Genomic DNA, 19,771 nt, shown 5'->3' with positions numbered 1-19,771 from the left:
TCAGTTCCTTTGTACAATGATTTCTCGAGCCTAATTCTGCTAGCTATAACATTTTTTGACGTAAAAAACCACTTAGCCAATCATTGACTAAGTGGTTTGATGTGATAGAGAAAATATACCTTTATCGTTCCGGAAAAAAATAAAACTCATTCCGAAGAATTATGGCCTATTCCTAAAAATTATGTCGCTATTCCGGTTGATTATGAACCATTCATACCGGTTAAGAGGCTTCTGACTTCCACTTCTCATCTTGCACAAAGAGCAAGCCGAGTTCATGATGCTCCCCTTCGTATAAGGCGCGTTGGACAAAACGGATTTCTTTGTTATGTCCTAGTACCTCCAACTTACAATGCGTCCTGCTTATCTGCAGCGCTTCGTAAAATTCGTACGTTGTTTTTACATTTTTTCCATTCACCTTTGTTATAACTTCTCCCGCTTTTATTCCCATTTTCTCTCCCGGGGATTGAGGAAGCGTGCCTAATACGACCAGTCCATAATCTTGTTTCGAGAAATAAAAAGCGGCCGAATTATCATTCATCCTTTGTTTTACAGTTATTAATCCCTTTCCTATCAATGCTAGAGCCGCGGCAACAAACGACAGAAATGGAGCCCACAACGAAGCAGCAGCAACAACAAGAGAAATAATTCCAAGAATCGAAATGCGCCGGCCTGTTACTTGAATGCTTTCCTTTGGCAAAGACCCTTGAATTCTTTGATAAAAACCGACAAAATACGGAATCATCACGAGCATAAATGGTTCACCATTTAAAGAAATAATTGGCCACCAAGAAAAAGGAGATTCCAATGAACCGCCTGGAACTAAAAGCATTAACGGAATCATCCATGTTCTGTTCGCTACATGATTCCCAATCGGCATTCCTCTCTTGCTTTTTATGATAAATGGGGATGTATGGTAATGTGCTGTTCGATAGATGAGAATCCCTTCACAAATAAGCAAAAAGCTCAAAAATAGCGACAAGACGCTGTAGTTTGTTTTATCAAGGCTCACAAAAAATTCATCGATCCAAGGAGATTGATCTGCCACTCCATTTAATAAAGCTGTTAAAAAAATCGTTCCGCCCAATGAGATCGTTGATGACAAAAAACGCGGCTGAAAAGTTAAACTAACAGCCAGCAGCCAAATAGTCAATAAAACGAGTGTTCCGAATGGAATCCACAGTCCTAGAAGCATGAAAAGAACAGAAAGGATAAGGCCAGCGATAATTCCCTTCGTATAAGTAAAACGAATATCGTCAAACACATCATATACGCGCACATGAAAAGATTTTCGTTCTCTTCTAACCCGCCAATATCCATTTAAAAAGGAAAAAATGAGAAAGAAATACAAAAGCGGATGCAAGAAAAAACGGCCTATGCTGAAAAGCAATTCTAAAAGCCATTGTCCAACCAAACGGCCCACCCCTTTTACGAATCATATGAGACTTTCCTCTATTTTATCAAATCTTTTAAAAAAGAAGCTAGAACGTCATATAAAAAACTGGAAATAGGTAAAAAGGCCGATTGACCAAATTCATGGAGCAGCGGCTTTTTTGGCTTCATACCGCTTTTTTCTAAAAAGCTGAATGAATCAGACTTGCAGCAAATTGATCAAAAAATTGAGCAAGGAAACAGCCACTTAACAATGCCGCTCTGTCACTTCCCGATGATTTAATCGAGTAGGAGGGAGCGATTAACTCCCGTCCTCTCACACCACCGTACGTACGGTTCCGTATACGGCGGTTCAATTAAGATAATTGACGCAAGTTTTCATAACTTCCGTGAATAGCTGTTCTCTTTATGCCAGTGGTCACTCCACCCTCCAAGAGGTCTCCCACGGGATTCACCGCTTCCTCCCTCAAGTGAGGTACTACGTTTTCTGTGTTCATCATGACTCACTGAATGCCAAGGGCTATTCTCTCTTAATTGTTCGGTCCTTCTTAGTTGTTCTAGACCAACTAATACTATGACCTCTGCTGACTTCTGACGGTTCAGCTACTTATCACTAAGTAGGTTATGAAGCGTACTTCACATATCCACCAGACCTCCCCGGGTAAGTACATGCACTTTCACACCATCTATCCGCCTCATTTACTCGATATGACCTTCGACAGAAAGAGCTTTGTTTTGTTTTGCAAACTCACTCAATCATACCTAGCCTTATATGAGGTTCGTGTTCCTCGGACCGGTGTTTTGCCTCCAGCTTCCTTCAGATTCCGCGTCACCACGGACACCCTTGCTCTTGGCTAACCTCTACTTCTGTCTTCGGGGTTCGGGACTTACACCCTATAGTTCATATACATGCCGGGCGCACAAAGAAAACGCAGCCTTATTGTCATAAAGCTGCGTCCATCCTCTGTATGCATAAATAATTGTAAATTTCACTACGATATGAAAGCAGAAATTTTCTCAACTGAAAAGCCTGCACAAGGAAGCGAAATCTCATTTAGAGGCTGTCCATAAAGTGAAATCCCTATTGAAAACAAAAAATCATAAACATCGATATATCAACGTTTCTAAAACATTAATGGGGGCGTCAATAAGCCGTAAAAACGACTTATGAACTGCCCCCTGTCAAGTAGACAGTAGAAATAATAAAAATATACCTAAGCGGCTTTAGCTCTATATTCCATGGGGCTAAGGCCGTTTAATCTTTTTTGATACCTTTCATAATTATAAAAGCGGATGTACTCATCCATCGCAAGAGCTAATTCTTCAAAGGTCTGATACTTATGTAAATAATACTTCTCGCATTTGAGCGTTCCCCAAAAAGATTCCATTGGCCCATTATCAACATCTGCCTACTCTTGACATACTTTGTGTCATCCCTGCTTGGTCTATCCTACGTTTAAAACCATGAGAGGTATATTGGAACCCACGGTCACTATGAATAAGTGGATGCTCTCCTTTTAAAAGTGCGGTGGCTTGATCCAACGTTTTGAATACAAGATGATTATTATTGGAATGTCCTAAAACATCGCTCACAATTGATCCATCATATAGATCAAGAATAGCACTTAAATAGGCTTTCTTTGATGAACCATATTTTAATTCTGTGACATCAGTTACCCATTTTTCATTTGGCTTTTCCGCTGTGAATTCACGATTCAATATATTTTCTGCAACATGTTGAGGAGTAGATCGTTTATAAGATTTCTTCTTTTTTCGAATAACAGATTGTATATCGACAACTTTCATCAGTCTATAAATTCGTTTGTGATTGAAGTTCTGACTAAGCTTTCGATTTATATTCAAAGTCATTCGACGGTAACCATAGATGCCGTCAACTTTCTCATGGAGAGCTTTCATATCTTTTACGATTTCTTCATTCTGAAGTTCTCGGGAGGAAGGCGAACGTTTTAACCGCTTATAGTAAGCAGCTCGTGAAATACCGGCGATTTCACATAATAAGATTATGCTTAGGTTTTCTTTCTCATGAAGTCCCCGGATTGCGATATACTTGTCTTCAAAACGAATTTGGTTTGTTTTCGCCTCCTTTCGATTTCCTCTAACTTTCTTAAAAAGATTCTCCGCACGTAAGCGTTCATTTTCTCTTTCTAACTTTTTCATCTCCAGTTTCATTTTTTCTTCTGGAGATAACTTTGCTTCTTCTTTTTTTCTTCCTCGTTTGTCTTTAAGCGCTTCTTCTTTACCATTTTCATACTTCTTCACCCATTGATATACTTGTTGATAAGAAACTTCATAAGTCTCTGCTGTTTTTTTATAATCTTTTCCGTTTCCTAAACAATCAAGCACAATTTGTATCCGTTCATTGCAAGTCGTTTTTCTTCCTTTAGTCATAGAGCTTGTCTTTCCTTTCGACGTTAAATCTCTATGGCTATTATACTTCTTCATCCATCGTTGAAGTACCGATCTACTAATACCATATGTCCTGACAATCTCTTACTGTGAGAACTCACCAGATAAATAATCTTTTACAGCTGCTTCCTTAAAACCTTTCCAAGAATTTGAACGTTCTAGACCCTCTATTCCAAATTCCTCAAATTCATTTATCCATTGCCTTAAAGAATATTTAGTAATTTGATGCCTTTTACAAAGCTCTTGAATAGTACATTCTCGGTTTTCATATGCAAGTAAAACTTCAAGTTTGAACTCTGTAGTATATTGCTTATACATAGAAAACTCCCCCTAAGGTAAAACAGATTTTTTATATTTTAATCTGTCTACCTTAAGGGGAGCATATCATTATTAGACAGCCCCTTAAACAAAATGCAACAGAAAAGCTGCCGTATTTTTTCAATACTTAAGAAGATCGTGCTAATAGTGAAATGGCAGTTTGCAGCTGCAAGTCATTTTGTTTTGAACGAGTTTCTTTTGTGATCAATTCATTCATTTTTATAGCTGTTTTTTGATCCACTTTCCCCGTCACGGATAAACCGTTCATTTTTTGAAACGCCTTTACAGCCAGCTCGGTTTCTAAACTGAAATAACCGTCTTTTCTCCCAGGATCATAACCTAATCCTGATAATAATATTTGTGCAATGCGAACTTGTTCATTATTCATCTCTTTCTTTAATGGCTGATAAATATCGAGCGGTCCAGCTTTAAAATAATCCGGCTGCGATATTTTTACCGTTGGTTCCACACCTTTTTCATGAATCCAATTTCCCTTAGGAGTCAACCATTTGTATAACGTCAGCTTTATGTTGCTTCCATCATCCAGCGGTATTGTTTGCTGAACTGTTCCCTTTCCAAAGGATTTTTCGCCGACAATGGTATAACCCCCCGCTTCTTTCAACGCAGCTGCCAAAATTTCCGAAGCAGATGCGCTGCCGTTGTCAATTAAGACGGCAATAGGATAATGCTTCTTTTCTTTTAATGTTGAATAATACATCTCCCTTTTTCCGTCTCTCTTTTCTATTTGAATATATGGTGCATGATTAGGAACGAGCTGATGCAAAATTTGCTCTACAGCCTGCAAATATCCCCCCGGATTGCCGCGAACATCGATGACTAAACCGTTAATTTTCTTTTTTTCTAACATTTTTAGCTTTTGTTTAAAGTCATCAGCTGTCCTTTCAGAAAATGAAGTAATATGCAAGACACCTAACCGCTTCCCATTTTTATTGATTTCGGAGCTGAACACTGTTTCAATCGGAATCTTATCCCGCTTTACTTCAAAAAACAATAAATCTTTACTTCCAGGGCGGCGTATCGTAAGTTTGACGGTTGTTCCTTTTTCTCCTCTGATTTTCAGTACTGCTTCATGAAGATCTGAACTGGAAACTGTTTTACCATCAATTTTCACAATTTCATCATTTGGTTTTAAGCCCGCTTTTTCCGCCGGCGAATTTTTAAATGGTGAAATAATGGTTATTTTGCCGTTGTTCATCCCGATTTCGGCACCGATTCCTTCAAATGAAGAATCAAGGGACTCTGTAAATTGTCTAACAGTTTCTTTATCCATATAGACTGAGTATGGATCGCCTAAAGAAGATAACATCCCTTGAATGGCACCTTCTAGGAGACGTTTTTTGTCGATTGGATGGACATATTTTTCAGAAATTAATTCATACGTTTTTATAAATTTCTCCAATCCTGGAATGGTTTCATCTGAACTTTGCGCAGATGCAGCAATTGTTTTATTTTCCAGCGATTCATTATTTTCAGCATGACCGTGCACATCCAAAACGATGATGGAACTGGTCACTATCCAAAACACTGTAATCAATTTTATTATTTGTTTCATATGTTTTTGCCTTCCTTTCCAACAATCCGAATTATTTATAGCGTATGCAAAGCTTGTACAAATCATGTGCGGATTACAGGAAAAGGAAAAGCAATTCAAAAAAACTTAATATACCGCCCTTTGACAAGAATTTGACCGTTTCTAGCCAGGTTCCATCAAGAAAATAGAAAAATCAGCCAACGGTCATCTTTGCTTTGAAAATGGGTAAGGTGTTTTGTTCTCATAAAAACGCTTTCCTTTTCTTTTAGTCAAGCAAACTGCCTACACCGGCATAATCATACGGGAGGAGTAACTATATTTTTTGTAATTATCTATCACTACATGAAAAAGAATTATTGTGAAAATCAATCCATTGAAGCTTGATGTAATCTCCCGTTTCCTCTATTTTTTGCATCGATGAAACACGATCAGAAGAAAACTGTTTTGCAATTTATAAAAAAAATAACAATGCACAACAAACTCTTCTTCCCTTAAGAGCTTATTGTGCATTGTTAATAAATTTTTATGGAAGAACGCTTAAAGGATTGATCGCGCTGGATTTGCCTCGCCATGTTCCGTTATGTACTTCAAAATGCAAGTGCTGCCCTGTTGATCTTCCTGTATTTCCCATATATCCAATAAACTGACCTTGGCTCACTTTTTGACCACTTGAAACGTTAATGCTTCTCAAATGCCCGTAAAGTGTAGTATACGTTTTACCGTTAATATTATGGATGATCATAATAACATTGCCGTAGCCGCTCATTTGTCCAGCATAACTAACCGTGCCGCCAGCAGAAGCGTAAACTGGAACCGTTCCCCGTTTCGCAATATCAATTCCTGCATGGAATCTGCCCCATCTCATACCCATTTTAGAGGTAAGAACACCTGGAGCCGGCCAGATAAAAGATCCGCTTCCTGCAGCTGATGATACAGATGGTTCTGGTGAAGATCCGCCATCGCTTGAAGCAGCAGCTTTATCGCTTGAAGCAACAGTTTTATCACTTGATTTAGAAGCAGATTGTGAAGCTTGAGCCTGTCTAGCCTTTTCTTCTTCTAGTCTTTTTAAATATTCTTGCTGCTGTTGTTCAATCATTTTTTGCTGCTTTGCCAGCATAGCATCTTGATGTACCAAATCTTCTAATTGATCCATTGCCTGGCCATGTTCCGCTTCCAATTGCCCCAACAATTTATCTTTTTCATCAATTTGCTTATCTAGCTCTTGTTTCAATGAAGCCAATTCAGATAAAGCTTCTTCCAAAGAGGACAGCTGTTTGTTTAATTTAGCCTCCGCTTCCTCTTTCAGTTTCATATCTCTTTCATGCTCTTCAATAATTTTTTGATCCGCATCAACGATCGTTGTAACAGCGCTTATACGAGTTACAAAATCATTGAAGCTTTTCGCACCTAAGATAACGTCGAGATAGCTGATTGTACCTCCGGTTTCCTGCAAGGATTTGACCCGTTCTTTTAACTGTTCATTCCGCTTATCAATCCGTTTTTTTACTTCAGCAATTTGTTTTTTCAACTGATCAATTTCATCTTTAGTGTCCTTGATTTCATTCTCTTTCTCTTCGATTTTTTCACCAGTATCCAGCAATTTTTCATCTAACTTTTTAATCTCTTGATTAAGTTGATTTTGTTTTGTCTCTAATTCTTTTACTTCACTTTTCTTGCTTTCTATATTCGACTGAACATTGGACCGCTCATTTTGAATTCTTGCTTTTTTCTCCTCAAAGGATGACGCATAAGCGCTTTTGCTCAGCGGTACAAATACCCCGCTTGTCCCCAATATAGCTGTAAGACTTAATGTCACTATTCTCTTTTTCACAATCCGGTTCCTCCTCTTAATTCATGTTTTCAATCAATTCGATCTGGTATGATAAGAGCTGCCTAAGACAAACTACACTTTCAAAAACTTTCGAACAGACATTAAGCTTCCCCATATGCCGATTAAGACGCCGATTAACAATAAGATAGCCGATATTTGAAAAACAAAAGGAGAAAATGGCAACAACTCAACAAAAGAACCTTGAATATAAGGAACGGCAATATTTACTAAGCTATTGTAGCTGACAACTAAAACTGTAATTGGTATGACAGCTCCCAGCGCTCCTAAAAACAAACCTTCTAAAAAGAACGGCCAGCGTATAAACCAGTTTGTTGCACCAACAAGTTTCATAATTTCTATTTCTCGTCTGCGGGCAAATATAGTGATTTTTATAGTGTTTGAGATTAAAAACATCGCAGTAAACACAAGCCCGATAATCAAGACTATGCCGATATTTCTTGAAACGTTGACAACTTCAAACAATTTTTTCACAGTTTCTTCTCCATATTGAACATTTTCGACATAGCGCATTTTTTTAATTTCTTCCGCTACAACTGGAGTATCTTCGGGAACTTTCGTTTTGACGATGAAAACATCGTTTAAAGGGTTATCCTGTTCAAATAGCTTGAATGACTCTCCTTTTTCACCGAAGCTTTTAATTAATTTTTCCAGCTCTTGGTCTTTGGAAGAAAATTGGACATTCTCTACTTTTTCTAGATTTTTCAATTTCGATTCAAGTTGGTTTTGAGCGTTTTGATCTGCTGTCCTGTCAATTAGCACGGTTATTTCAACATCTTCTTCAATGTTGCTGGCAATATTATTTAAATTCATCATAATAACCAAAAACGTACCGACCAAAAGAAGGGTCACTGTTACGGCTGATATAGAGGCTATGGACATCCAAGTGTTTCGCCCAAGACTTTTTATCGCCTCCCGCAAATGACGACCGAGAGTTTTATTCATAAAGACCATACTCCCCTCTCGCCTCATCACGCACAATTTTGCCGTCCTCAATAGCGATAACCCGCTTTCGAATCGTGTTCACAATAACTTTATTGTGGGTGGCCATTAACACCGTTGTGCCCCGATTGTTGATCTCCTCTAGCAATCTCATAATCTCCCAAGAGGTTTCAGGGTCTAAATTCCCTGTCGGCTCGTCTGCTATTATAACAGGCGGATTGTTTACTATGGATCTAGCAATTGATACGCGCTGCTGTTCACCGCCAGACAATTCGTCAGGGAAGGAACGGGCCTTATGCTTCAATTGCACAAGATCAAGCACATTTAATACTTTCTTTTTAATGTTCTTCGGATTTTCCCCGATCACTTCCAAAGCGAAGGCAACATTCTCATAAACAGTCAATTTCGGCAATAATTTAAAATCTTGAAAGACAACCCCGATATTTCTCCGCAAATACGGCACTTCTTTTTCTTTTAGGTTTTCTAGTTGTATACCGTTTATGACAATACTGCCTTTTGTAGGCTTTTCTTCCCGATACATCAATTTGATAAATGTCGATTTTCCAGCACCGCTAGGACCTACGATGTATACAAATTCGCCTTGATTGATTTTTATTGAAATACCGTTAATGGCCAAAACACCATTCGAATAGGTTTTATAAACATCCTTCATTTCGATCATGCTATCACCTGAAGTCATTGAATTATTTCAGTACTTAGTCAAAAAAATTTTTATAACTTGAAACTAATGTTATTTTCTATTCGTCTATTAATTATGAAGCAGAAAACAAATCTTACATCCTTCCCACAAAAAACATTATAACATCATTTTTCGTCAAAAATAGACTTTTTCATATTACATTTTTGTTTCAATATCATATTTCGAGGGAAAATTTTTAAAATTCTTGTAAAAAAAACTACAAAATTTTCTATTATCTGCTATTTTTTTCTATAGCATAAAAAAGCGAGGGTGATCATGTCCCCTCGCTTCTTATGTTACTTTTGGCCTGCAAGCCACTCAGCGACAACATCTGCTTCACTATCGTTCAATAAACCTTTTGGCATAGCGCCTTTACCGTTTAAAATAATATCTTTTATTTCATCTTTGCTATATTTGCTTCCAACTTTCTGTAAACTCGGACCGGAAGCACCTTCAAGATTTTGTCCATGGCAGCTTGTACAATTTTGTTTTATCAGATCTTCTGCAGATGCAGTATTCTCAGCTTGATCTGTTCCGCCATTTGTTCCGCTTTCTTGGTCATTCCCGCCGCCCCCGCATGCAGCTAATACGAGTGAAAGACCAAATACTAAGATCAAGAACTTTTTCACTGCGAAATCCCCCTTCGCCAATTAGTCTCGAAGATATTATAACCTAATTATTGAGGTTTCAATCTGGAACAAATTGACCAACATTTGACAATCCTGTGAAAATAACTTGAATATTGATAAAAAAGAAAAAGGGTGTCTAATAAGTCGTTTTTACGCCTTATAGACACCCCTTTAATGTTTTAAATGTTGATATATCAATGTTTATGATGTTTCGTTTCAATGGATTTTGACTTTCTGGACAGCCCCACAAGTTCTCTAATCAAATGGAATTTAGGGTAGTTTTTCTTCGTCATTTTTCCGCATCACATTTCTATTCGCTCATCTTTTGTAAACGAGTCATCATCCTTTTCATAACAGCCTTAAGACAATTTTGCTCTTAAATATGCATCAATAAATGCATCAATTTCCCCATCCATTACAGCTTGGACGTTGCCGATTTCGACATTTGTCCGGTGATCTTTCACCAATGAATATGGATGGAAGACATAAGAACGGATTTGGCTACCCCAGCCAATTTCCTTTTGCTCTCCTCGAATTTCCGCTAATTCTTTTTCCTGCTCTTCAATTTTTAATTGGTATAGCTTAGATTTTAACATTTTCATTGCTCGTTCTCTGTTTTTAATTTGAGAGCGCTCCGTTTGGCATGTCACGACAATTCCAGTTGGCAAGTGTGTAATCCGTACCGCCGAGTCGGTCGTATTTACGTGCTGCCCTCCCGCACCGCTTGAACGGTACGTGTCAATTTTCAAATCCTCGCTTCTAATTTCAATATCGATTTCATCATTAAATTCTGGCATCACTTCGCAGGAAACAAAGGAAGTATGGCGGCGGCCTGATGCATCAAAAGGAGAAATGCGCACTAACCGATGGACTCCTTTTTCCGCTTTTAAATAGCCGTATGCATTGTGTCCTTTAATCAACAGCGTTACACTTTTTATTCCTGCTTCATCACCCGGAAGATAATCGATCGTTTCAACTTTAAATCCTTTCTTTTCCGCCCATCTCGTATACATTCGCAGGAGCATAGATGCCCAGTCCTGAGATTCCGTCCCACCTGCTCCCGGATGAAGCTCTAAAATCGCGTTGTTTTTATCGTAAGGCTCATTTAAAAGAAGCTGTAATTCAAAATTATTCAATTCCTTCGTTAATTTTTTCAATTCGGATTCAAGCTCTCTTTGCAAATCATCATCCGGCTCTTCTTTAATAAGCTCGTAAGTTACTTGAAGATTTTCATATGATTCATTTAAATGGTTAAATTCTCCGACAAGATCTTTTAAGGCGTTTGCTTCATTAATTACCTTCTGAGCTGCTTGCTGGTCATCCCAAAAATTTGGCGCAGCCATTTGCTCCTCTAATTTTTTTATGCGTGCTTCCTTCTCTTCTAAGTCAAAGAGACCCCCTAAAATCCGCTAATCGTTTAGCCATTTTCTCCAGTTCATTCCGAATTTCTACTAAATCCATTAGTCCATCACCTCTAAAAATTTTTTGCACAGTATACTATATTTTTGCAGATTCGCTTTGTCCACTTATACATTAGTTAAAAAATTTATGGGACAGGCGAGACTGACATCTCGCCACACCCATTCTATTTAAAATCGTTATCTTCCGCAACAATGTTTGTATTTTTTGCCGCTTCCGCACGGACATGGCTCGTTGCGGCCAACCTCTTTTGCTTTTCTGACTGGTTTCTTTTTCGTCTGGGCGTCTCCTTCTTTCGGCTGCACGGCTTCGCCGACCGCCACTTCCTGACGTTCCAAATTGTTTTGAATTTCAGCTTTCATTATATATTTTGTAACCTCTTCTTGGATGGACGCAATCATATTTTCAAACATTGTGTAGCCTTCCAATTGATATTCACGAAGCGGATCGGTTTGTCCGTATGCACGTAAATGAATGCCTTGGCGAAGATGATCCATTGCATCGATGTGATCCATCCATTTTGTATCAACGGCGCGGAGTACAATGACTCGTTCAAATTCACGCATGTTTTCCTCGCCAAAAGCAGCTTCTTTCTCATCATAACGCTTCTTCGCTTTTTCCCAAATGATATCAATAATTTCATCCGATTCTTTTCCGCGAAGGTCATTTACATTAAAGTCATCTGCTTCATCCAAAATATTGGCTTTTACCCAGTCGACTAATCCTTCAAGGTTCCAGTCTTCCGGAAGCTCTTCTTCAGGCGTAAATGACTGTACAACACGGGTAATCGTTTGTTGAATCATGTCTTCAACATTTTCTCGCAGATTTTCAGATTCAAGCACTTCATCTCTTTGTTTATAAATAATTTCACGCTGCTGACGGAGCACATCATCATATTGAAGAAGCTGCTTCCGCGCATCAAAGTTGTTTCCTTCCACCCGTTTTTGCGCCGATTCCACAGCACGGGTAATCATTTTGCTTTGAATCGGCTGGGAATCGTCCATTCCAAGCCGATCCATCATGCTCATCATACTTTCTGAACCGAATCGGCGCATCAGTTCATCTTCCATTGACAAATAAAACTGCGTAACACCCGGGTCTCCTTGACGTCCAGAACGTCCTCTCAGCTGATTGTCAATTCTTCGGGATTCATGGCGTTCTGTGCCGATGACGGCTAATCCACCCAACTCTTTTACGCCTTCGCCGAGCTTTATATCCGTTCCCCGTCCGGCCATATTTGTCGCGATCGTCACAGCATTCTTTTGTCCGGCTTGTTCAATAATTTCTGCTTCCTTGGCATGGTTTTTTGCATTCAACACATTGTGCGGAATTCCCCGCTTCTTAAGCATATTAGAAAGCAATTCAGATGTTTCAACCGCGACTGTACCTACTAGAACAGGCTGACCAATCATATGCCGCTGAACGATGTCTTCTACAACCGCTTTAAATTTCCCCTCCATTGTACGGTAAACGAGGTCCGGACGATCTTCGCGGATAACCGGCTTGTTTGTCGGGATGGTAATAACCTGCATGTTATAAATGTTGCGAAATTCTTCTTCTTCTGTTTTCGCAGTACCTGTCATTCCCGCCAGCTTTTCATACATTCGGAAATAGTTTTGGAACGTGATCGTTGCCAACGTCATGCTTTCATTTTGAATTTCAAGGCCTTCTTTCGCTTCGATTGCCTGATGCAAACCGTCGCTGTAACGGCGGCCTTTCATTAACCGTCCGGTAAATTGGTCTACAATGATCACTTGTCCGTCTTCAACAACATAATCAACGTCTTTATGCATGACGACGTGGGCTTTCAGCGCATTGCTGATATGATGGTTTAGTGTGACGTTTTTTAAATCAAACAAATTATCAATATGGAAAGCACGCTCCGCTTTTTCAATCCCTTCTTCTGTAAGTTGAACGGATTTCGTTTTTTCATCATAAGTATAGTCTTTATCCTTTTGAAGCGTTCTGACAAAAGCATTTGCCTGAATATACAGTTTGGTGGATTTTTGTGCTTGTCCAGAAATAATAAGCGGAGTTCTTGCTTCATCAATTAAAATGGAGTCTACCTCATCGATTACCGCAAAATGCAGAGGGCGCTGCACTTTTTGTTCCTTGTATAAAACCATATTGTCGCGCAAATAATCAAACCCAAGTTCGTTATTTGTTGAATAGGTGATATCAGCTTCGTAAGCAGCCTTTTTCTCCTCTTTTGACATACCGTTTAAATTTAAACCAACAGTCATGCCGAGAAATTCAAAAATTTTGCCCATTTCTTTTGCGTCCCGGCTTGCCAAATATTCATTGACGGTAACGACGTGAACGCCTTTCCGCGTCAACGCATTTAAGTAAACAGGCATCGTTGAGGTTAATGTTTTCCCTTCACCTGTCTTCATTTCCGCAATATTGCCTTCGTGAAGGGCAATAGCTCCCATAAGCTGTACTTTATATGGATACAGGCCGAGCACTCTGTGAGCGGCTTCTCTTACAACTGCATAGGCTTCCACAAGCAGATCATCGAGTGTTTCTCCCTTTTCAAGCCGTTCCGCAAACTCAGCTGTTTTTGACCTCAATTCCAAATCAGAAAGCTTTCTCATATCTGGACCGAGAGCATTTATTTTTTCAGCTATTTTTTCATAACGAGCTAAAGTGCGTTTATTCGGATCAAACACTTTATTTAAAAGTCCAAGCATCTTTAACGCTCCTTAATTTATTTTAATTATTTTAGTTTCTTTTAAATTTTATCACTGCTTTTCCAAGCGTACAACTTTTGCTGTGTGAAAGTCTTTCCATAAACCCGTCCCATTTGTCTACATTTTATTTGCTTGAAGGTAAAAAAAGTACAGCCAAGGTAGGCTGCACTTTTTTATATATAATAAATTTTACTCATTTGGTTCAATTAATCCATAGCGGCCGTCTTTTCTGCGGTAGACAACATTTGTTCTATTTGTATCAGAGTTCGTAAAAACAAAGAAGTTATGGCCGAGCATGTTCATTTGCAAAATAGCTTCCTCAGTATCCATCGGCTTTAAATTGAACCGTTTTGTTCTTACAAGTTCGATATCCTCTTCATTCACATCAGTGTCATCATTCGTTTCCGCATTGATGAAATATTTAGCATCAACTTGTTGTTCACGAAGCTTCCGGTTTACTCTTGTTTTATGCTTGCGGATCTGACGTTCAAGCTTATCAACGACAAGATCAATCGCAGCATACATATCTTCATGATATTCCTCAGCACGCATCACTAAATGCGTCATTGGAATCGTTACTTCAATTTTAGATTCTTTGTCATTATAATATTTTAAATTCACATTTGCATCGGCTTGTACTCCATTATCAAAATAACGTTCAAGTTTAGATAACTTTTTTTGTACATATTCTCTTAATGCTGGAGTTACTTCAATGTTTTCCCCTCTAATGTTGTATTTCATATTGAGCTCCTCCTTTTATTAAGGGATATATATATAGTTCGATGTTTCGTTCGTTTTTCCTTTCACAAAATAAAAAAAATCGTGAACATTTTATGAATGCTGATGAGCGGGGAAAACGATTTTCACACTTTCATCCATCGCTACATGATCGTGTCTTTTTGTACATATATTGCTATTTTTTCTTATCATAAAAAATGCCATCAATAGTGGCATTCGCATAAGAGTTCATATATTTTTTTGTCATCTCTTTCTGGGCTTTCATCTTGACGATATCATGTTGTATCTCTTGTTTTATTAGTTTAAGCTGCTCAACAAGAATTTGATTCAATTGGATAATTTTTCTTCCTGCTTCTTTCTCCTTGGGCGTGAAGGGAGGATTCATGCTTTTTGTTAACTCCTCCCGTTTTGCTAGCAAGTCTTCTATTTTTTGTATCACTTGATCACGGTCGCGATGTTGATCTTTAGACCGTTTTGTCAATTCCACTAACTCTTCCGTTATTTCCAACAATTTTTCCACTTCGTCCATTACGCTTGTCCGCCTTCACTATGCCGCTGTTTCCGGTTGATTTGGATTACTTCTTTCCACGTATCTCTGAACTCTGTCACATATCCTTCCACTTCTTCAATAATGGTGACATCGTTTTTAAAATTGGCCTCAACAAGCCGTCGATTCATGTACTCATACAGTGCGTACATATTTTTAGAAATCTCAATATCCATATTTAGCGTGGCCATTAGTTCACAAATGATTCTTTGTGCTTTTTGCAAATTTTCGTTTTTTTGTTGGATAGATTTTTCTTCTATTGCTTTTTTCGCAAGCTTTAAAAATTTTAAACACCCGTTATAAAGCATTAACGTGAGTTCACCCGGTGATGCAGTTTGTACGCTGTTTTCCAAATAAGATTGATAAGGATTGTTCATTGCCATTTAAGACACTCCTCAGATATCATATCCATTAAAAAGTAAATAGTAAAGGCAGACGATTAAGCGCCGCCTCCAAATAATTGCATCAAATATGCTGACTGTTGGTTCGCCCGCTGAATCGCCTGTTCCATTGCCGTAAATTGCCGATAATATCTTGATTCGATTTGTATAAGCCGATCTTGAAAGGCATTGATTCGATTATCTAAATCTTTTAAGTTTTTTCCAATCGTAAACTGGTCATTTGTAGACAAAGACGTTCCCGCTTTGTCTTTGATTTTTGTCATCATACCTTTCAAAGAATCGCGGAGACGGCGGGCAATCCCTTTATCATTGTAAGATTCGCCGTCAGACATAAATAGTTTATAGATCGCTTCTGGATTTTCCTGAATTTTTTCCCGGAGTTTATTTTCATCAATTGTAAGTTTGCCTCGATCCAAATAATTGGCTGTTGTTGAAATCCCAATATCCGTAAGCTGCTTAAACCCTTTCAAAGTATCTCCGGCGACAGGAGAATATAAATCCAACCGCATTTGATTAAGACCGCTTGTTAAAATCGCATCGCCGCGAAGAAGGCCGCTTTTCGCTTTTTCTTCCCACAGCTCGATTTGCTTTTCCGTCATTTCCTCTTTTTGTTCATCCGTTAGGGGAGGAAAATTCCGGAAGCGCTCTTCTGTTAATTTGCCATTAATCTTTTCAATCACTTCATTATATTTATTAACAAATTTTACAATAGTATCGAGAATTGCATCAACATCTGTTGATGTAGAAATCGTAACAGGACTTGTCGTTACATTTTTAATTGTATATTCAATCCCCGCAATCGTAAATGTATTAGATGTTTGGACAGTTTCGTAGCCGTTGATTTTAACTTTTGCATTTTGACCCGCAGTTTTGGGGATTAGGTTAAACGTTTCAAGTGAAAAACCTAGGCTTTGCAAAAAAACAAATGTTTCATTATCGGCAGCTTTAATCGTTCCGCCTTCACCTGTTTTATTATTCGTTAAAACGAGCCTTTCCACACCAGATGAATCCTTTAATTTCATCCCCGTAACGCCTAGATTTGAGCTGTTGATTTTGTAGATAACATCATCAAGCGTATCATTTTCACCAATATTAATCGTCACTTCTCTCGTTTCTGTTGAACCTGGATCGGTCACTTCAAATTTTAGCGTTCTTGCACCAGATGTAAAATTATTTAACGTTGCTGCACTATATGTGGCAGCCTTAGCCAATTGTTGGACTTCAATCGCTGTTGACGTATTAGCTGAAGCGTTGATTGCCTTTGCCACAACAGCTGACTCATCAGAGCTCGTCACTTTTTTTTGCCGGAAATTCGACAGTCTGTATACGCCGTCAAAAATCAATCTGTCCAATTCGTCCAACAGCTTGTTGATTTCCCTGTAGCTGTCGCGCTGCCATTCAAAAATTTGCTTTTGTTGGACCATTTTATCGAGCGGAATTCTTTCCGCCTTCATTAAATCTTTTACGAGAGCGTCAATGTCCATTCCGCTTGCCAAACCGACAATTCGCATTGTTTCCACCCCTAGTTAAATTTTCCGATCCACGATTAATCCCATCAGCTCTGCCATTGCCGCATATATATCAAGCATTTTTTTCGGAGGAATTTCCCTGATGACTTCGTTCGTCTCTACATTGACAACTTGTACAAAATATTCTTTCAGTTCTTCATGAAGTACAAATTGAATCGATGTTTTAATCGGCTTCAAAAAATTGTTCAAATCCTCAATTGCTTCCTCCAGCGTAACTTTAGCTTTTTTTTCTTCTTCTTGGACAGGCTGCTGGTTTTCAGGCATTGACAATTTTTCCTCTTTTCCTTGCATATCCTGCAAAAAAGCATTATTATTAACACCGGTTATCTTTTGTATTCCCATATTCCTTCTCCTCCGAGGAATTCTTGCTATTTTATTTATCGGTAAAAAATTGCCTTGTTTTAGCATCTTTTGACAAAACATTCATAACTTTATTGAAATGATTTCTTAATTTTTAAAATATTGAGTTTATGAAATCGGTAAGCTGAAGGGCTGCTTAAAATCCACACAACCATTTTTTATTCTTCTAAAAGCTTAGGTCGTTTAAGATGGGGAAGGCTTCCAATTTACTAGTAGAGTAGAAAACTGTTTTCAAAGGGACAGCCTATGCTGTCTCTTTTGCTCTCAGCTTCCCCTCATCAAACCGTACGTGAGGTTTTCCCTCATACGGCTTTCCGACGTTCTTCCTTTGGCTTTCGTTCTTGTCTAACTTGCTAATTTCACTAATAAGCCTTGTGTTAATTTTATAACTTCTTTCATTCTCGCATGTTTCTTCCTTTGGTTCTTCTTCTTATTCCAGTACAGAGTAAGTCTTTCTAATACATACCAGTCCACTTTATTTAGCCACTTCTTGGCGATGGACGAAATACTGTAGTAATTCTTAAATCCTTGTAAAATTCGATTGAGCCCTTTCACCAGTTCTTTGATGTCCATAAATCGCTTGTTCCTTGGACTCGTATATTCCTTAAATTCATTTTCATTTTCTTCATGGCTTTCTTACTTGGAAATGTGAGACATGACATAAACTTTTGAGCCACCCTTGTTCATCACAGGAAATTTCCGATGGTGTAGATCTAGAAAGTCAAATCCGTTTGTGTCGTCCCATAGGCTGACCAGTTTGGATCTCTGTGTTGATTTCAAGGTCGAGTTTCTTCATGATGGCTTTTAGTACTTGAATGTTCTCCAGCGCCTCGTTTTTCGTGCGACACATGATCACGAAATCATCTGCGTATCGCACAGTTCTCCTAAGTGTAGGAACTTCTTCTTTCATATCGTGTCCATATAATGCAGGTAGCTGTTCGCTAAAAGAGACGAAATGACTCCGCCCTGCGGGGTTACCCTTTTCGGTGTTATGAAACTGTCCATCTTCCATTACACCTTAGCTGGGCGCGCTAAAAAACAAAAACCCCTTTTTCAACAATAGCTTTGTGAAAAAGGGGTTTTGAAAACCTCGTCAAAAGGTTCAGTTTTAATTTGGACCGTCAACTGCTCCATTATGCTTGCTAAGTTTAAACGAATACAGGTTGAAATTCATCGGTCACTTGTTGGAATCCATTATTTTCTTCATAAGCTTCTTCACGTTCCACATCAAATCTTTCCATAATCGGCAAATCATTCGCAGAGAACAGGTAAGAATCTTTTTCGGCAACATGCTCATGCCACGCCCAATTCGGAACAACGAAGAAATCGCCGCTTTCCCAATCAAAGCGCACACCGTTGATAATACTGTACCCAGATCCCTTATAGACATGGTAAATAGTTGAGTGCGTATGACGGTGAGCTTTTGAATGAAACCCTTTTGGAAGCAATTGCATCCAAGCGGAAATCGTCGGATTGGCTTGTTTGCCTGTTGAAGGATTGATATATTCAACCGCATATCCATCGTACGGATCTGGATCAAAGCGTTTTAAACCTTGAATAGCTGCTTCAGTCTGCTTCCATTTATAAGACCCTAACGGAGCGATTTTTGGTTCACGGTCAGAAATTGGACGAACCATGCCACCTTCATATCTTTGCGATGAGTAATTATCAGGAACTTTCGGTTGTTCAATTCCGTCTGGATAAGGATCAAAGAACGTGCCGCCAATCGAATAGATAGTTGGAATATCAAGACAGTCCATCCAAATCATCGGCTCATCACCCGGATGTCCATGACCATGCCAAAGCCCTTTCGGAGTAATGAGATAATCGCCTTCCTCCATAAAAATCCGCTCGCCTTGCACAATTGTATAAGCGCCTTTTCCTTGACTGATAAAGCGCAGCGCACTTTGCGAATGGCGATGCGAAGGCGCTACTTCACCGGGAAGAATTAATTGTACGGCAGCATAAAGCGTTTGTGTTGTTGATGCCCATCCCCAAGGCTTTCGATAAGTCAATCCAGGATTTTGAAAATAAATCGCCCGTCTTTCTCCGCCGCGCTCAGGAGTAAAAATTTCAGTTGCTTCCATCAATTTTTTATAAAGGGTTTTCCATTTCCAAAGATACGCTTCAGCTTGCGGAGTTGGCTGGCGATGCATTAAATCTGGAATAGCATCCCAAAGCGGTCCTAGATGGTATTGCTCAATATCTTTTGTGAAATCTCGGACAATTTTACTTTTAAAAAACTCATTTTTTTCCGCCATGATGAACTAACCTCCTCTAT

16 protein-coding genes and 1 pseudogene are annotated in these 19,771 nt (G+C 38.8%); all 17 read right to left on the bottom strand.

Annotated features, from left to right (window positions below; all coding sequences use genetic code 11):
- Nucleotides 1-220: 220 nt before the first annotated feature.
- The 17 genes and pseudogenes from NSQ71_RS03890 to NSQ71_RS03805 all read right to left on the bottom strand — a co-directional run bounded on the left by NSQ71_RS03890 (nucleotide 221) and on the right by NSQ71_RS03805 (nucleotide 19,751).
- Entirely contained in the window at nucleotides 221-1,411 is a 1,191-nt protein-coding gene (locus tag NSQ71_RS03890) for a PDZ domain-containing protein (RefSeq protein ID WP_063389193.1), read from the bottom strand.
- 1,192 nt (nucleotides 1,412-2,603) lie between these two features.
- Nucleotides 2,604-4,134: pseudogene (locus tag NSQ71_RS03885) on the bottom strand (IS3 family transposase).
- Between the two features lie 127 nt (nucleotides 4,135-4,261).
- Nucleotides 4,262-5,707 (bottom strand): S41 family peptidase, encoded by a 1,446-nt coding sequence (locus tag NSQ71_RS03875; protein WP_340732967.1) that lies wholly within the window; start codon nucleotides 5,705-5,707, stop codon nucleotides 4,262-4,264.
- A 502-nt stretch (nucleotides 5,708-6,209) separates the two neighbouring features.
- Nucleotides 6,210-7,517: a murein hydrolase activator EnvC family protein gene (locus NSQ71_RS03870; RefSeq protein WP_340732966.1), complete on the bottom strand. Its 1,308-nt coding sequence runs from the start codon at nucleotides 7,515-7,517 to the stop codon at nucleotides 6,210-6,212.
- 72 nt (nucleotides 7,518-7,589) lie between these two features.
- Entirely contained in the window at nucleotides 7,590-8,480 is an 891-nt protein-coding gene (ftsX, locus tag NSQ71_RS03865) for a permease-like cell division protein FtsX (RefSeq protein ID WP_340732964.1), read from the bottom strand.
- Nucleotides 8,473-9,159 carry a cell division ATP-binding protein FtsE gene (ftsE, locus tag NSQ71_RS03860; RefSeq protein WP_340732961.1) on the bottom strand — a complete coding sequence of 229 codons (687 nt, stop codon included), beginning with the start codon at nucleotides 9,157-9,159 and terminating at the stop codon, nucleotides 8,473-8,475. The genes ftsX and ftsE overlap by 8 nt, the downstream gene beginning before the upstream one ends.
- A 314-nt stretch (nucleotides 9,160-9,473) precedes the next feature.
- Nucleotides 9,474-9,806, bottom strand: a complete 333-nt coding sequence (cccB, locus tag NSQ71_RS03855) for a cytochrome c551 (protein ID WP_063389198.1) — start codon at nucleotides 9,804-9,806, stop codon at nucleotides 9,474-9,476.
- Nucleotides 9,807-10,165: 359 nt separating this feature from the next.
- A protein-coding gene (prfB, locus tag NSQ71_RS03850; RefSeq protein ID WP_130158800.1) for a peptide chain release factor 2 occupies nucleotides 10,166-11,267 on the bottom strand; the annotation gives its coding sequence in 2 pieces (ribosomal slippage) (nucleotides 10,166-11,194 and nucleotides 11,196-11,267; 1,101 coding nt in all).
- Between the two features lie 137 nt (nucleotides 11,268-11,404).
- Nucleotides 11,405-13,915, bottom strand: coding sequence for a preprotein translocase subunit SecA (secA, locus tag NSQ71_RS03845; RefSeq protein WP_063389200.1), 2,511 nt, complete (start codon nucleotides 13,913-13,915; stop codon nucleotides 11,405-11,407).
- 189 nt (nucleotides 13,916-14,104) lie between these two features.
- Nucleotides 14,105-14,656, bottom strand: a complete 552-nt coding sequence (gene hpf, locus NSQ71_RS03840; RefSeq protein ID WP_063389201.1) for a ribosome hibernation-promoting factor, HPF/YfiA family — start codon at nucleotides 14,654-14,656, stop codon at nucleotides 14,105-14,107.
- Between the two features lie 172 nt (nucleotides 14,657-14,828).
- On the bottom strand, nucleotides 14,829-15,182 hold the full coding sequence (locus tag NSQ71_RS03835; protein ID WP_066249842.1) for a hypothetical protein: 354 nt from the start codon (nucleotides 15,180-15,182) through the stop codon (nucleotides 14,829-14,831).
- Nucleotides 15,182-15,583: a flagellar export chaperone FliS gene (gene fliS, locus NSQ71_RS03830; RefSeq protein ID WP_063389203.1), complete on the bottom strand. Its 402-nt coding sequence runs from the start codon at nucleotides 15,581-15,583 to the stop codon at nucleotides 15,182-15,184. The genes NSQ71_RS03835 and fliS overlap by 1 nt, the downstream gene beginning before the upstream one ends.
- A 56-nt stretch (nucleotides 15,584-15,639) precedes the next feature.
- Complete coding sequence (locus NSQ71_RS03825) at nucleotides 15,640-17,112, bottom strand: flagellar hook-associated protein 2 (protein ID WP_340732957.1); 1,473 nt, start codon at nucleotides 17,110-17,112, stop codon at nucleotides 15,640-15,642.
- A gap of 15 nt (nucleotides 17,113-17,127) precedes the next feature.
- Complete coding sequence (flaG, locus tag NSQ71_RS03820) at nucleotides 17,128-17,472, bottom strand: flagellar protein FlaG (protein WP_063389205.1); 345 nt, start codon at nucleotides 17,470-17,472, stop codon at nucleotides 17,128-17,130.
- Nucleotides 17,473-17,835: 363 nt separating this feature from the next.
- Nucleotides 17,836-18,063, bottom strand: coding sequence for a group II intron maturase-specific domain-containing protein (locus NSQ71_RS03815; RefSeq protein ID WP_066249848.1), 228 nt, complete (start codon nucleotides 18,061-18,063; stop codon nucleotides 17,836-17,838).
- Between the two features lie 148 nt (nucleotides 18,064-18,211).
- Nucleotides 18,212-18,502 (bottom strand): hypothetical protein, encoded by a 291-nt coding sequence (locus NSQ71_RS03810; RefSeq protein ID WP_242513866.1) that lies wholly within the window; start codon nucleotides 18,500-18,502, stop codon nucleotides 18,212-18,214.
- Between the two features lie 136 nt (nucleotides 18,503-18,638).
- Nucleotides 18,639-19,751 (bottom strand): cupin domain-containing protein, encoded by a 1,113-nt coding sequence (locus NSQ71_RS03805; RefSeq protein ID WP_063389206.1) that lies wholly within the window; start codon nucleotides 19,749-19,751, stop codon nucleotides 18,639-18,641.
- Nucleotides 19,752-19,771: the final 20 nt, after the last annotated feature.

Origin of the sequence: Aeribacillus sp. FSL M8-0235 (assembly GCF_038000355.1) — a bacterium.
GTDB classification, from domain to species: Bacteria; Bacillota; Bacilli; order Bacillales; family Aeribacillaceae; genus Aeribacillus; species Aeribacillus composti.
The sequence above is the reverse complement of the archived record's forward strand: the minus strand, read 5'-3'. Positions and strand labels throughout refer to the sequence as shown.